Source organism: Streptosporangium sandarakinum, assembly GCF_050942225.1.
GTDB classification, from domain to species: domain Bacteria; phylum Actinomycetota; class Actinomycetes; order Streptosporangiales; family Streptosporangiaceae; genus Streptosporangium; species Streptosporangium nondiastaticum.
Genome location: NZ_CP192034.1, coordinates 6,621,403 through 6,635,110, shown reverse-complemented (window position 1 = coordinate 6,635,110; position 13,708 = coordinate 6,621,403). Strand labels below are relative to the sequence as shown.

At 73.4% G+C, this 13,708-nt stretch carries 13 protein-coding genes; 2 read left to right on the top strand and 11 right to left on the bottom strand.

Translation table 11 applies throughout. The features are described 5' to 3' along the window. Positions 1-30 precede the first annotated feature (30 nt). The 8 genes from ACQP10_RS30500 to ACQP10_RS30465 form a co-directional block, all read right to left on the bottom strand. A complete protein-coding gene (locus ACQP10_RS30500) occupies positions 31-1,143 on the bottom strand; it encodes an ADP-ribosylglycohydrolase family protein (protein ID WP_433540162.1) in 1,113 nt (370 codons plus the stop codon). Positions 1,144-1,298: 155 nt separating this feature from the next. Next, positions 1,299-2,576, bottom strand: a complete 1,278-nt coding sequence (locus tag ACQP10_RS30495) for an NAD(P)/FAD-dependent oxidoreductase (protein WP_389999847.1) — start codon at positions 2,574-2,576, stop codon at positions 1,299-1,301. Beyond that, the gene (locus ACQP10_RS30490) at positions 2,573-4,048 is read right to left on the bottom strand and encodes an NAD(P)/FAD-dependent oxidoreductase (protein WP_433540161.1); all 1,476 of its coding nucleotides are present in this window, start codon (positions 4,046-4,048) and stop codon (positions 2,573-2,575) included. The genes ACQP10_RS30495 and ACQP10_RS30490 overlap by 4 nt, the downstream gene beginning before the upstream one ends. Next, a complete protein-coding gene (locus tag ACQP10_RS30485) occupies positions 4,045-5,478 on the bottom strand; it encodes an FGGY family carbohydrate kinase (RefSeq protein WP_433540160.1) in 1,434 nt (477 codons plus the stop codon). Before ACQP10_RS30485 ends, ACQP10_RS30490 begins: the two co-directional genes overlap by 4 nt. Continuing rightward, on the bottom strand, positions 5,475-7,037 hold the full coding sequence (locus ACQP10_RS30480; protein ID WP_433540159.1) for an amino acid permease: 1,563 nt from the start codon (positions 7,035-7,037) through the stop codon (positions 5,475-5,477). Before ACQP10_RS30480 ends, ACQP10_RS30485 begins: the two co-directional genes overlap by 4 nt. Before the next feature lie 103 nt (positions 7,038-7,140). Continuing rightward, a complete protein-coding gene (locus ACQP10_RS30475) occupies positions 7,141-7,908 on the bottom strand; it encodes a DeoR/GlpR family DNA-binding transcription regulator (protein WP_346019382.1) in 768 nt (255 codons plus the stop codon). A 286-nt stretch (positions 7,909-8,194) separates the two neighbouring features. Beyond that, a complete protein-coding gene (locus ACQP10_RS30470) occupies positions 8,195-8,374 on the bottom strand; it encodes a YegP family protein (RefSeq protein WP_179824472.1) in 180 nt (59 codons plus the stop codon). Positions 8,375-8,614: 240 nt separating this feature from the next. Further along, positions 8,615-9,451, bottom strand: a complete 837-nt coding sequence (locus ACQP10_RS30465; RefSeq protein WP_179824470.1) for an NAD(P)H-binding protein — start codon at positions 9,449-9,451, stop codon at positions 8,615-8,617. 215 nt (positions 9,452-9,666) lie between these two features. Between ACQP10_RS30465 and ACQP10_RS30460 the strand changes: the two genes are divergently transcribed. After that, complete coding sequence (locus ACQP10_RS30460) at positions 9,667-10,122, top strand: MarR family winged helix-turn-helix transcriptional regulator (protein WP_346019383.1); 456 nt, start codon at positions 9,667-9,669, stop codon at positions 10,120-10,122. A 163-nt stretch (positions 10,123-10,285) separates the two neighbouring features. On the opposite strand, the gene ACQP10_RS30455 is transcribed toward ACQP10_RS30460, so the two are convergent. Beyond that, a complete protein-coding gene (locus ACQP10_RS30455) occupies positions 10,286-11,092 on the bottom strand; it encodes a GNAT family N-acetyltransferase (RefSeq protein WP_433540158.1) in 807 nt (268 codons plus the stop codon). Between the two features lie 109 nt (positions 11,093-11,201). On the opposite strand from ACQP10_RS30455, the gene ACQP10_RS30450 reads away from it, so the two are divergent. Further along, positions 11,202-11,699 carry a metallophosphoesterase family protein gene (locus ACQP10_RS30450; RefSeq protein ID WP_346019385.1) on the top strand — a complete coding sequence of 166 codons (498 nt, stop codon included), beginning with the start codon at positions 11,202-11,204 and terminating at the stop codon, positions 11,697-11,699. 95 nt (positions 11,700-11,794) lie between these two features. Here ACQP10_RS30450 and ACQP10_RS30445 read toward each other — a convergent pair whose 3' ends face one another. After that, positions 11,795-12,598 (bottom strand): helix-turn-helix domain-containing protein, encoded by an 804-nt coding sequence (locus tag ACQP10_RS30445; RefSeq protein ID WP_428837508.1) that lies wholly within the window; start codon positions 12,596-12,598, stop codon positions 11,795-11,797. A 101-nt stretch (positions 12,599-12,699) separates the two neighbouring features. Then, positions 12,700-13,575, bottom strand: coding sequence for an AEC family transporter (locus tag ACQP10_RS30440; protein WP_346019386.1), 876 nt, complete (start codon positions 13,573-13,575; stop codon positions 12,700-12,702). Positions 13,576-13,708 lie beyond the last annotated feature (133 nt).

Below are 13,708 nucleotides of genomic sequence, written 5' to 3'. Positions count from 1 at the left end.
GGGTGGCGGGGGCCGGGCGGATTCCGCCGGTCAGGCGCCGGGGCGTCCGGTGCGCGGGTCCGCGGCGGTCCCGTCGCCGAATCGGGCGGCGAAGTCGTCGGCGAGTTCCGTGACGGTGTCGCGGCCCTCCAGGCCGGCGAGCCAGTCGGCGGGGAGCGCGGCCTCGCCGTGCAGGGCGCCCAGGAGGTTGCCGCAGACGGCGCCGGTCGAGTCGCTGTCGCCGGAGTGGTTGACCGCGAGCAGCAGCGCCCGCCGCAGGTCGTCGGGCTCCGGATGGGACAGCGCGCAGTAGACCGCGATGGCCAGCGCCTCCTCGGCGACCCATGCCCCGCCGAGCGACTCGACCTTCTCCGGGTCCGGGTCTCCCTCGGCCGCCAGGGACACGGCGGCGCGCAGCGCCCGGGTGGTCTCCTCGTGGGCCGGGTAGGCCGCCAGCAGGTCCATCGCCTGCCGTACGGCGGGCACGAGCGGTTCTCCGGCCATCACGAAGTGGACGGCGGCGGCGAAGGCGCCGGCGGCGAGATAGCCGGTGGGGTGGCCGTGGGTGAGCCGGGCGCACGCGGCGGCCGGCTCGAAGGCGTGCCGGGGGTTCGGCGCGTGCAGGCCGAAGGGGGCCGAGCGCATGACCGTCCCGCAGCCCTTGGAGTCGGGGTTGACCGGTCCGGGCTCGCCGGAGAACGTGAGGTCGTGGCCGTCCGGCCCGGACCCGCCGGAGGGCGGCGCGGACCGGCCGTGGCGCAGGCCGGACAGGCAGGCGTTGCCGGGGGCGCGCCGGGAGTAGAGCCAGGTCTGCTCGCGCAGTGCGCCGGTGCGGAACGCGGCGCCGTCCGCCGGGGGCGGGGCGGGGTGCGACTGGGTGTCCAGCCAGCGCAGGTAGGCGTGGTGGACGGCGGTGACGTCACCCCCGCGGAGCAGCCCCTCCACGGTGAACAGCGTCATCTGCGTGTCGTCGGTGATCAGGCCGGTCCTGCCGCGTGGGTCGGGGACGAACCCGGTCACGCCCGCGGGGCCGTACCGGTGGCGGATCATGTCGATCGAATCGAACTCGACGGGGGCGCCCAGCGCGTCGCCGATCGCGCCGCCCAGCAGGCAGCCGCGCACCCGGTCGCGGTACTCCGGCGGGCCGCCGGGGGAACGAGGCATGATCACACTCCTTCGTCTCCGGTGGAGGCTACCGCGCCGAGGCCGGAGGCCGTCTCCGGGGCGGCCGGCGTCCCCCGGTGGGCGGGTCCGGGGCGGCCGACGTCCCCGGTGGGCCGGGTCGCGGGGAGCCCCGGCCCACCGGGGGACGCGCGCCGTCAGTCCTCCACGCCGATGCTCACCGGTCCGCCCCGGGGGTTCACCGAGGCCAGCATGATCGACGGGACGCGGAACACCCGGCCCGGGGACGCCGGCCACCACAGCCGCTTCCGGGCGACGATCTTCCCGTCCTGCCGGAGGACGACCCGGGGGAACGGGATGAACCGGTCGCTCCACAGCAGCAGGCGGCGGCGGGCCGGGGCGGGGTCGCCGCGGCGGATGACCTCCGGCGTCACCCATCGGAAGGGCGCCTCGGCGACGAGGCGCACCTGCCCGTCCGGCGTGCTCCCGCCGTTCAGCCAGGCGAGGACGGAACGGGCGGCGCGGGCGCCGTCGATCGCCGCGATGTCGGCGGTGTCGACCGGGTGGAGCAGGTTGCCCACGGCGAACACGCCGGGCCGGTCCGTCCGGAACGCGCTGTCGACCAGCGGGCCCTTCGTGCCCGGGTCGAGGGTGATCCCGGCGGCGCGGGCGAGCTCGTGGTCGGGGATCCAGTCGCCGGTGAGGACGAGGGTGTCGCACTCGACGATCCGCCGCGCGCCGGTGTCGAGGTTCTCGATCTCGACCGCCCGGAGGTCCGGCTTGCCGATGATCCTCGACACCCGGGTGCGGGTGGCGATCCGGGGCCGGAAGAAGGCCCGGCCGCCGATGTTGAACAGGGCGTAGGAGTCGGGCCGGGGATACTCGGTGGTCATCAGCACGGTCGCGCAGCCCGCCTCGCGCAGGGTCAGCGCGGCCGACCAACTCACCAGCTCCGCGCCGGCGATGACGGCCCTCCTGCCGACCTTGCCGTGCTGCAGGTGGACGATGTTCTGCAGGTGGCCGGTGGTGTAGACGCCGCGGCCGCGGTCCCCGGGGATGAGGCGGCCGGGGCGCGGGCGCTCGCGAGCGCCGGTGGCGAGGACGACGGCTCCCGCCTCGACCCGGAGACGGCCCTGCGGGGTGGTGACCTCCAGCGTGCGCTCGCCGGCCCAGCCGGTCACGGTCGCGTTCGTACGGATCGTCGCGCCGGCGGCCCGGGCCTGCTCGACGAGCCGCCGGGCGTAGGCGGGGCCGCTCATGAAGCGCCGCATGTCCCTGATCCCGTAGCCGGGATGGTCGCTGTGCCGGGGGATGCCGCCGGCGGCGCTCTCCCGGTCCAGGACGAGGACCTCGCCCCTGACCCGCGGCGCCAGCTCGCGGGCGGCGCTCAGCCCGGACGGCCCCGCGCCGACGATGACGACGGCCGGGGTGAGGGTGGTGACGCCGGTGCTCTCCGGCGTGGTGTCGGTGCTCATCGGCGGGCCTCCGGCGAGCGGCGTTCCCCGCCGTGCTCGCGATTCTCATGGGGGACGCAGGCGCCCCGGCTTTCCAGCAGCCTCCCGACCTCGGCGCCGCAGAAGAACCCCTGGCAGCGCCCGTTCATCGCCCTGGTACGGCGGCGCAGCCCCTCCAGCCCGGCCGGGGGGATCGGCGAGCGGAAGGCGTCGCGGATCTCCCCGGCGGTGACCCGCTCGCAGAAGCAGACCACCCTGCCGTAGGCGGGGTCGGCGGCGATCCGGGCGGCGTCCTGGTAGGGCCGCGGGAACGCCTCCCCGAGGTTGGGCATGCGGGGCGGCTCCGGCAGGTCCTCGCGCGGCACCAGCTCCAGGCCGGCCTCCCCGGCGAGCCCGGCGACGTACTCGGCGATCGCGATGCCGGCGGTGAGGCCGGTCGAGCGGATCCCGCCGGCGAGGACGTAGCGCCGCCGCGCGTCGGCGTCGATGACGTAGTCGGAGTGGTCGCTGGCCGCGCGCAGGCCCGCGTAGGTCGCCGTCACCTCCTCCTCCAGCAGTTCCGGCATGAGCTTGCGCCCCTTTTCGAGCAGGAAGGCGATGCCCTTCTCCGAGGTGCCGGTGTCGGTGCGGTCGGTGAGGTCCTCGGCGGTGGGGCCCAGCAGGACGTTGCCGTAGACGGTCGGGCTGATCAGCACGCCCTTGCCGCGCGAGGTGGGCACCGGGAGGATGATCTTGTCCGCCAGCGGGCGGGCGAGCTTGTCGTAGACCAGCAGCTCGCCGCGGCGGGGCGTGACCGTGAAGCGGTCGTGGCCGAACATCCGGTCGATGACGTCGGAGCCGAGACCGGCGGCGTTGACGGCCCAGCGGGTGGTCACGTCCCCGCCGGTGGTGCGCAGCACGGTCGTCCCGCCGCGCTCCTCGACCGCCTCGACCCTGCGGTTCAGCAGCAGCGTCACGCCGCGCCGCACGGCGTCGGTGGCCAGGGCCAGGTTGGTGGTCCAGGTGCAGATGACGGACTCGTCGGGAACGGTCAGGCCGCCCAGCGCGCCCTCCCCCAGGTGGGGGACCTGCCGGTACACCTCGGCGGGGCCGACGATCTCCGTACGGTCGTAGCCGTTCCGCTCGGCCTTCTCCTTCAGGCCGGGCAGGGCCTCCAGCTCCTCGTCGGTCCAGGCCACCAGCAGGGCGCCGGTGCGTTCGATCGGGATGCCGGTCCGCTCGGCGTAGTCGGACAGCAGGTGGTAGCCCTCGCGCACCAGGCGGGACTCCAGCGTGCCGGGTTTCGCGTCGAAGCCGGTGTGCAGGATGGCGGTGTTCGCCTTGCTCGTGCCGTCGCCGACGTCGTCGCGCGCGTCCAGCAGCGCGACGCTCAGCTCGTGGCCGGCCAGTTTGCGGGCGATGGCGGAGCCGACGATGCCCGCGCCGATCACCACCACGTCGAACGTGGCTGAGGCGTCACCGTTCGCGGTCGTGTTCCTGTCTGTGGTGCTCACTGGTTCCCCTCCCGCGCCAGGACGCCGGCCACCGCGTTCTCCCAGCGGGAGCGGAAGCCGGCCGCCCGGTCGGCGGACCATCGAGGTTCGTATGTCATGGCGGGTTCCCACGCCGGCACCGCCTCCCGGAGGGGGAGTGAGGGGTTCAGTGCGGCGCGGGCCAGCGTCACCGCGCCCAGCGGCGTGGCGTGCTGGGACGGGTAGACGCCGATCGGGAGCTGCGTCAGGTCGGCGACCGCCTGCATGAGGACCCGGCTCCGGGTGAGCCCGCCGTCCACGCACAGGGCGGTCAGCGGCCGGCCGAGGTCGGCGGCGACGAGGTCGCCGAGCCCGGCGACCTGCGCCGCGATGCCCTGCAGTACGGCCAGCACGAGGTGCCGCGGGCCGGTGGAGAGCGTCATCCCGGTGAACGCGGCCCTGGCGTCGGGACGCCACCAGGGGGCGGCCAGCCCGGCCAGCGCCGGGACGAACATGACCCCCTCGGCGTCGTCGGCGGCGACCGCGTCGAGGTCGGCGGCGTCGCGGACGAGGCCGAGGTCCTGGATCCACCGTACGGCGGAGGCGGCCGTGTAGACCTGGCCGTCGAGGCAGTAGGAGGTCTCACCCCTGGCCCGCCAGGCGACGGAGGCGGCCAGTCCCGCCGTGGAGCGGGCGGCCGAGGTGCCGGTGTTGGCCAGCAGGAACGCCCCGGTGCCGAAGGTGCACTTGGCGTCGCCGGCCGTCAGGCGGTTCTGGGCGAGCAGCGCCGCCTGCTGGTCGACCACGAGCCCGGCGACGGGGACGTTCCCGCCGAAGGCGGTGGTGTGGCCGACCACCTCGTCGCAGGAGACGATGCGCGGCAGCCGCTCCCCGCCGAGCCCGAACAGGTCGAGCAGCCCGGCGTCCCATTCGGCGTCGTCGAGCCGGGTGACCAGCGACCGGCTGGCGGTGGCGGCGTCGGTGACGAACTCCCCGGTCAGGTGGTGGACGAGCCAGGAGTCGGAGGTGGTGACGACCCCCTCCGCGGTCACGTTCCGGCGCAGCCACGCCATCTTCGGCGCGGAGAAGTACGGGTCCAGGACCAGCCCGGTGACCTCCGCGATCCGGCCGGCGTGCCCGGCCAGCTCCGCGCAGAGGCCCTCCGAGCGGCGGTCCTGCCACACGATGGCGGGGGAGAGGGGCTCGCCGGTGGCGGGATCCCACGCCAGAACGGTCTCGCCCTGGTTCGCCAGCGTGACGGCGTCGACGGGGACGCCCGCCTGCTCGACGGCCCGGCGTCCGGCGTCGAGGACGGAGTCGAGCAGTTCCCGGGGGTCCTGCTCGACTCCGCCGCCGGGCAGGTAGGCGGGCCGGACGGGCAGCTCGGCGAGGCCGAGCACCGTGTCGTCGCCGTCGACGACGACCGCCTTGGTGCCGGAGGTGCCCTGGTCGATGGCCAGTACGGTCGTCATCGTTCCCCGCTCCGGCTCACGTCGGCCGTGCCGGTGTGCCCGGCCGCTCCGGCGTCGGCGTCCAGCTCCGCGTCGATGGAGCGCATCGTCGGCATCGCCAGGCCCGCCGCCCCGCCTCGGGAGATCAGGAGGTAGCCCAGGTAGAGGGCGCCCAGGACGAGCATGATCAGAATGTAGGTCCACGGGGCGGCGAACGAGGAGTCCCGGAACAGCAGCAGCTCGAACACGAGCCAGACCAGCGCCACGACGATCACCGGGGTCTCCCACCGCCCCAGGGCGAACCCCTTGCTCGGCGGCAGCGTCCTGCGCTTGACCACGTACAGCACGACGGTCGCGGTGTAGATGATCGCGGGCAGCAGGGTGGCGGCGGCGAACAGGTCGAACAGCGCGTCGGTCCGGGTGGAGAAGATCGCCAGGATGAGCTGGCCGATGACGCACATGAGCACGGTGGCGTTCAGCGGCGTGCCGAACCTCGGCGAGACCTTCCGCCAGGCCTGCCAGCCGGGGAACCTCTCGTCACGGGACATCGCCCACACCAGGCGCACCCCGGTCATGAGGATCACCATGCCGCAGGCGAAGATCGCGACGACCACCAGCACCAGCAGGGCCGTGCCCACGACCGGGCCGAGCACCCGGGTGATCACGTCGGCGATCGGCGTCGCCGACTTGGCCAGCTCGACCGGGTCGCCGGCGAGCAGGGTCACCGCGATGAGGAACAGGAAGCCGAGCACGCCGGAGGCGAGGACCGCCTGCCACATCGCGCGGGGGACGACCCGCGCCGGGTCCTTCGTCTCCTCCGCGAGGTTGGCCGCAGACTCGAAACCGACGATCGTGAACGCGCCGAGCAGGAAGCCCAGCATCCACGGGCCCGCCGAGGTGAGGGTCCCGAAGTGGAGGTAGCCCTCGGACGGGACGGCGCCGGTGCTGAACAGGTTCGCGAAGTCGACCTCGCGGGCGACGAACCCCACGCCGAGCAGCAGCAGGACGAGGGCGACCATGCCGATGAGCTCCGCCGTCACCGCGAAGTTGTTGACCCGCTCGGTCCACTTCGTGGAGAACGCCACCAGGACGGCCTGGGCCAGGATGACCACCCCGGTGATCACCCACGCGTTCAGCCACGTTCCCTCGTACCGGAGCAGTACGGGCAGGACGGTGGAGGCGATGGTGTAGTCGACCGCCACGACGACGATCGCCAGGAAGGTGAACGAGATCCAGCCGATGATCCAGCCGAGCACGGGGTTCGCCAGCCGGGACGTCCACTGGTAGGAGTAGCCGGTCACCGGGATGCGGGCGGCCAGGGAGCCGAAGATGAACGCGACGGCGAGCTGCCCGACGATCACGAGTGGCCAGGTCCAGATGCCGGCCGGTCCCGAGCTGTTCAGCACCGAGCCGTAGGTGGTGAAGATGCCGGTGGCGATCGAGACGAAGGCGAACGCCACCGCGAACGAGGCGAAACGGCCGGTGCCGCGCTTCATCGCCTGCTGGTAACCGAACTCCTCGACGCCTCCGGCGGTCGCCTGATCACCGGACGGGGGTGGGGATGGTGAATACTGGGACATGGATCCTCGACCTCTGTGTTTCCTGTGAGATGGCGCATTGTGAGGGGTCCGAGCCGGGTGGCGTTGCCGCGCCGCCCGGCCCTCGAATCATCGGGGAGACGTCTCAGGGCAGCGCTATCACCCCGCCCGCGCGGGTGACGGCGTCCCGGACGCTCGGCGGCGGCTCTGCCTCCGTGATGAGGCCGGTGAACTCCTCCACGCCCGCGACCCGGTGGCGGGCGATCCGGCCGAACTTGCCGGAGTCGGCCAGCACGTACGACCGGGCCGCGTTCCTCAGGATGATCCTGCGGACCGCGATCTCGTCCAGGTAGTAGTCGGTCAGGCCCGCCGCGGCGTCGATGCCGCCGGACCCGAGGAAGGCGAGGTCCGGGTTCAGGTCGTCGAAGAACGCCTGGGCGACCGGTCCCGACAGGGCGAGGTCTCCTTTGCGGAGCCTACCTCCGCAGACGAGGATCTCGACCCCCGGCCGCTCGGCCAGCTCCGCCGCGACCAGCAGGGAGCACGTGGCGACGGTGCCGGAGAAGTCCATCGGCAGGGCGCGGGCCACCTCGACGGCGGTGGTCCCCACGTCTATCACGATCGTCTGGCCGGGCCGCGTGAGCGCGGCGGCGACGTGCCCGATGTGCCGCTTCGCCTCCGCGGCGGTCACCGACCGCTCGGCGAACGGCGCCTCCTCGCCGGCGGGCCGCCCGAGCGCGATCGTCGCGCCTCCGTGGACGCGCGCCAGCTTTCCCTGGCGTTCGAGGAGCACCAGGTCGCGGCGGATCGTCTCCGCGGACACGGCGAGCTCCCGGGCGAGGTCCTCCGTGCTGACCACGCGGGAGGTCCGGAGCGCCTCACCGATCCGCGAGTGCCGCTCAGCGGGAAGCATGCGTGCCCGCTTCTGTGGACTTCTGTGGGCTCATGAGGGTGAGTATGTGTCCATGTGGATTACGCCGTCAACAGGGTGAGCCGCGGCACCCGGACTTTTTACTCAAATCTTGACCAACCCGCCCGAAAGGTCGACGGCCTGCTCAGGGGAGTGATCCGGGCTCGCCGGCCGCTCCCGCCGCGACCTCCGCGCAGAAGGGCGGAGAGGCGTGATCACGCGGCGGAACCGCGAGCGGCCCCGGACCCGGGCGTCGCCGCCCGGGTCCGGGGCCGTTCGAGGAGGAGGGTCAGTTCTCGGTCTGGTCGTCGACGGGGGAGGCGGCGTTGGTGCGGACCGACTCGATGCCCTTCATCGCGCCGGCCTTGGTCTTGTAGGACTCGCTGGTGGCGATGATCTCGCCGTTCCCGGCGACCAGGTTGAAGCGGAAACCGGCGGAGGTCTTCTTCAGGACGTAACGCGCTGCCATGGCGGCTCCTTTCCCTGTGTCATGCCCTGCGGGCTTTCCGCCCGGCAACTTCCCCCTTCGACATTCGCTATGCGGATAAATGGATGTTTATGGCGGTTTAAGCGATCACTGGAAATCGGCCGCTCCGGTCCCGGCCCGCCTGACCGGGCTGAGACCAGGCCGTACGGCCGGCCCGTCAGGCCGGTTCGTCAGGCCGGTTCGTCAGGCGGGCTCATCAGGCGGGTTCGTCAGGTGGGCTCGTCAGGCCGGGGCGCCGCGGAAGTCGCCGGCGTGGAGCGCGGCCCACTCCTCGTAGGTGTGCGCCGGCCGCCCGGTGACCTCCGCCACAGTCGGCAGCACCTCCGCCTCCCGGCCCACCGCCGCGGCGAGCGCGTCGAGCAGGAAGTCGGCCCCCGGGGCGGGCATGTGCCGGACGAGCTGCTCCCTGGCCTCCTCCCTCGGCTGCTCCTCGAACCGCAGCGGCCGGCCGATCGCCTCGCCGATGATCCGTACCCGCTCGGCCTGGGTCAGCGACTGCGGTCCGGTGAGCACGTGCGAGCGGCCGGCGTGCTCGTCGAGCAGGGAACGGACCGCGACCGCGGCGATGTCGCGCTCGTCGATCGGCGCCATGGCCGCATTCCCGTACGGTGTGCGCACCACGTCGCCGTGCCGGATCTGCGGGGCCCAGTTCAGGTCGTTGGTCATGAACGCGCCCGGCCGGACGAACGTCCACGCCAGGCCCGAGTCCTGTACCGCCCGCTCACACGCGATGTGCTGCTCGCCGATCCAGCCCGGCTCGGGAAACACCACCGCGTAGGAGGACAGCAACACCACGTGCCGCAGCCCGGACTCCGCGCCGATCCGCAGGAAGTCGCCGAGCGAGCCGAACACCGGGAAGAGGAACGCCCTGTCGACGCCGCGCAGCGCGGCCGGCAGCGTCTCGGGGCGGGTCAGGTCGCCCGGCAGCACCTCGACGTCCTCCGGCAGCCCGGCGCGGGCCGGGTCACGGGTGATCGCGCGGACCTTCTCGCCCGCGTCGAGGAGCTGCCGCACGACGTTGCGGCCGACGTTTCCGGTCGCGCCGGTTACCAGGATCATGTTCCGCTCTCCTTCGGATGAGGTGCCGTGTCGACGGGAGTGTTCCCCGGGCGGCCCGGCGTCGTGAGCCGGACCGGGGCGGCGCCTCGACGGCCGTGGTCACGGGTCACTTCACGGGTCACTTCACGGGGGAATCGAATGTTGGCATGACCAACGTTCACATGATCAACGGTAGCAGCGATTGGTGAAGCCAACAATTTTGTTAGGCTGGCCGTATGGAGACGACGGCCGCCGAGACCGCCCCCGCCCGGCTGCGGAACACCCCGAGCTGGCTCATCTCACACGTCGCGACCCACACGAGCCGCCTCGTGTGGGGGGCGTTCGACACCGCGGGCGCCCGGCGCTACCACTACGCCCTGCTCTCCGCGCTGGAGGAGTTCGGTCCCGCGAGCCAGGCGGCGCTGGGCCGCCGCTGCGGCATCGACCGCAGCTACGTCGTCGCGGCCGTCAACGAGCTCGTCGAGGCGGGCTCCGTCGAACGGGCCCCCGACCTCGCCGACCGCAGGCGCAACGTCATCACGCTCACCCCGGCGGGGGCCGAGCGGCTGCGGCACTACGACGAGGTGCTCGCCGGGGTCCAGGACGAGCTGCTCGCCCCGCTGTCCTCGGGCGAGCGCACCCAGCTCGCCGACCTGCTCCGCCGCGTCCTGGACCACCACTCCGGCCGCTGAGGACCCGCGGACCCTGCGGGACCCGGCGGACGCCCGGGTGCCACCGCAAGGTCGTACGGCGGCCGGGCCGGGGCGGGAGCGGGGAGCCGGGCCGACGCATTCACGGTCCGTGGTCGTACGGCGGCCGGGCCGGAGGCGGGAACGGGCAGCCGGGCCGGCGCGCTCAGGGCCCGTACACGTACGGGGTCGTGACGGTCAGCGGGACGAAACCGAGGCGGCGCAGGATCGGGCGACTCTGGTCGGAGGCGTCGACCTGGAGATACCGGTAGCCGCGCTCGGCGGCGACGCGGGCCCGGTGGGCGACCAGCGCCCGGTAGACGCCCCGGCCCCGCCAGGAGGGCACGGTGCCGCCGCCCCACAGGCTCGCGAACCCGGTGCCCGGATGCAGCTCCATGCGGGCCGCGCTCACCGGCAGGTCCCCGGCCATCGCGACGACCATGACGGTCGTCTCCGGGCTTCCGGCGAGCCGATCGAGCAGCCACCGCCGCATCCCGGGATCGCTCCGGCCGAACGCCAGATCATGGGCCTCCACCATGAGGTCCACGTCACCGGGGCCGGTCACCGGGCGCAGCCGTACGCCCTCGGGAAGCCCGCCGCCGGCGGGCAGGTCACCGATCTCGGCGACCATCACCGTCTCCGCGGGCTCGGCGGCGAACCCGGCGGCCCGCAGCCGCTCACCGAGGCCGGCGGGCCGGTCGTGGCCGTACAGCTTCCACTCGAAGCCGTGTCCCAGCGATCCGAAGAACAGCGTCTGGGCCGCGATCGCCGCGTCGGCCGTGGTCTCGTCGAGGTCCGTCCACAGGACGCCGTTCCAGCCGCCGTCGCCGCCGACCTGGCGGACCACGACGCCGGCCCGCCCGCCCGGGGGCCCGGGGACCTCCACGCGCTCGATCCGGGCTCCCGGGGAGTCGGCCCGCGCCTCCCGCCGCATCCGCCGGTCGAACAGGGTGAGCATCTCGTCAGCGTCCATCGGGTCATCCCAGCACCCGCCGGACGGGCGTGTCACCCGGATTTCCGCCGTGCCGCGGGCATATGGGAACTCCGGACATACGGCCGGCCGCGACGGGGAGGATGGGGGGATGAAGGTCGTGGTCCTGTCCGACACGCACGCGCCGCGGCGGTGGAAGTCGTGCCCGCCGCGGGTGGCCGAGCACCTGCGCGACGCCGACCTGATCCTGCACGCCGGGGACGTCTGCGTCCCGGAGGTGCTGGAGGAACTGGCCGGCTACGCACCGGTGCGCGCGGTCAGGGGCAACAACGACGGGCCGGACGTGGTGGCGCCCGAGACCCTGGAGCTCGACCTCGACGGGCTGCGCGTGGCGATGATCCACGACAGCGGGGCGGCGAAGGGCCGCCTGGCCCGGATGCGGCGCCGGTTCCCCGCCGCCGACCTGGTCGTCTTCGGTCACTCCCACATCCCGCTCGACGAGAGCGGCGACGAGGACCAGGGCGGCCTGCGGATCTTCAACCCCGGCTCGCCGACAGACCGGCGCCGCCAGCCGTACGGCACCGTCGGGTTGCTGCGCATCGAGAACGGCACGCTGACCGAGGCGCGGATCGTCCCGGTCACCGGCTGAGCGACCCGGTCACCAGGTCCGGTCCGGACCCGGGCCCGGGCCCGGCCACGCCGGGCCGGGTTCCGCCGTACGGGGCCGGCCCGCCGTACGGGCCGTCAGTCGGGGTGGTGCTGGTGTTGCAGGTAGGCGGCGGTCTCGGGGTTGGCCGGGAAGTACGCCTCGATGGCCAGCTCGGCGACGGTGATGTCCAGCGGGGTGCCGAAGGTGGCCATCGTGCTGAAGAAGACGAGTTCGCGGTAGCCGCGGCGCAACCGCAGGGGGACCACGATGTCACCGGGGCCGGGTCGTTCGATCTCCGGCTCGGGCTGGTCGCAGGGGTAGTCGTCGAGCTCCCGCCAGAGCGCGGCCAGGTCGGGGTCGGCGGTGAGGCTCATCTGTCGGCGCAGCCGGTGCAGCAGGTGGGCCCGCCACTCGCCGAGGTTGATGATCCGCTGGGCCATCCCCTTGGGGTGCAGGCTCAGCCGCAGCACGTTGACCGGCGGGTCGAGCAGCTCCGGCGCGACGCCGCGCAGCAGCACGCCGGTGGCGGCGTTGCGGTCCACGAGGTTCCACCGCTGGTCCACGACCACCGCCGGGTACGGCTCGTGGCCGTGCAGCACCTGGCCGAGCGCCTCCCGAACCGAGGCCATGTGCGGCGAGCTGAGCGGCGTCTCGGAGTAGACCGGCGCGAAGCCCCCGGCGAGCAGGAGGTGGTTGCGCTCGCGCAGCGGGAGGTCCAGCTCCTCGGCCAGCCGCAGGATCATGTCGCGGCTCGGCTTGGACCGCCCGGTCTCCACGAAGCTCAGGTGCCGGGTGGAGATGTCGGCCTGCAGGGCGAGGTCCATCTGGCTCATCCGTCGGCGTTCCCGCCACTGGCGCAGCAGCTCGCCGACCGGCCGGGACGCGCTGGCGGTGGTCACGATCACCACCATAGCCACAGCCCCGTCGGCGGAACCATCGTCACGAGGGTAATCGTGACCATGAAGTCACCGACGCCCCGGCGGCCTCAAGCCGGGCGGGGTCAGGCGGCCGCGGTGAGGACGATGGCGGCGAGGGTGAGGGGGGACAGGACGCTGGAGACGAGGATGGCGTCGCGCGGCAGGTCGGCGGCGCGGCCGTACTCGACGGCGTAGACGTAGGTGTTCTGCGCGGTGGGCAGCCCCGCGAACAGCACGGCCGCGAAGAGCGCGTGGCCGTCGAGGTGGAGGAGGAACCGCCCGGCGAGGAAGGCCACGAGCGGCTGGGCGAGCAGCTTGAGCGCCACCACCGGGAGGGTCCCCCGCCAGGCGACGGCCGAGCCGTTCAGCGACATGCCGAGCGAGAAGAGCGCCAGCGGCACGGCGGCCCCGCCGAGGATCTCCAGGGGTTTCGTCACGAGTTCGGGCGGGTGCCAGCCGAGGGCGGACACGCCCAGCCCGAGGAGCGAGGCCACCACGATGGGCGTGCGCAGCGGCGCCAGCGGGGACGGGCGTTCCGAGCCGAGACCGAGGAAGATCAGCGGCGAGACCAGCGCGACCTGGAAGACCATGACCGACACCACGAACGTCGCGTCGTGCAGGACGTACAGGCCGACCGGGATGCCGAGGTTGCCGGAGTTGACGTAGGCCGACGACATCGCGGCCACCACCCGGTCCGGCAGCTTGCCCCGTCGCAGCGCGAGCGCGGCCAGGCCGACGGCGAAGGTGCTGACGGCGAAGGCGAGCAGCGGGAGCGGCTGGATCCGGTCCAGCGGCGTACGGCTCAGCGTGCCGAACAGCACGGCCGGCATCGCCAGGGTGAACGCGAACCGGGTGAGCGTCCGCTGGAACTCCTCACCCGCCCACCCGGACCGGGCGGTCAGCCAGCCGAGAGCGCCGATGAGCCAGATGGGGGCGAACGCCGAGATCACCGCCTGCACCGCCCCACCGTACTGATCCCCGTTCTCCGGACCCGACGGCGGGGAAGGCGAAAGGGCCGGCGGTGTGCCACAGGTGGGGGCGGAGGGCATTGCCCGATATGGGAGGTGGTGAGATGATCGCGCCTTCCGACGG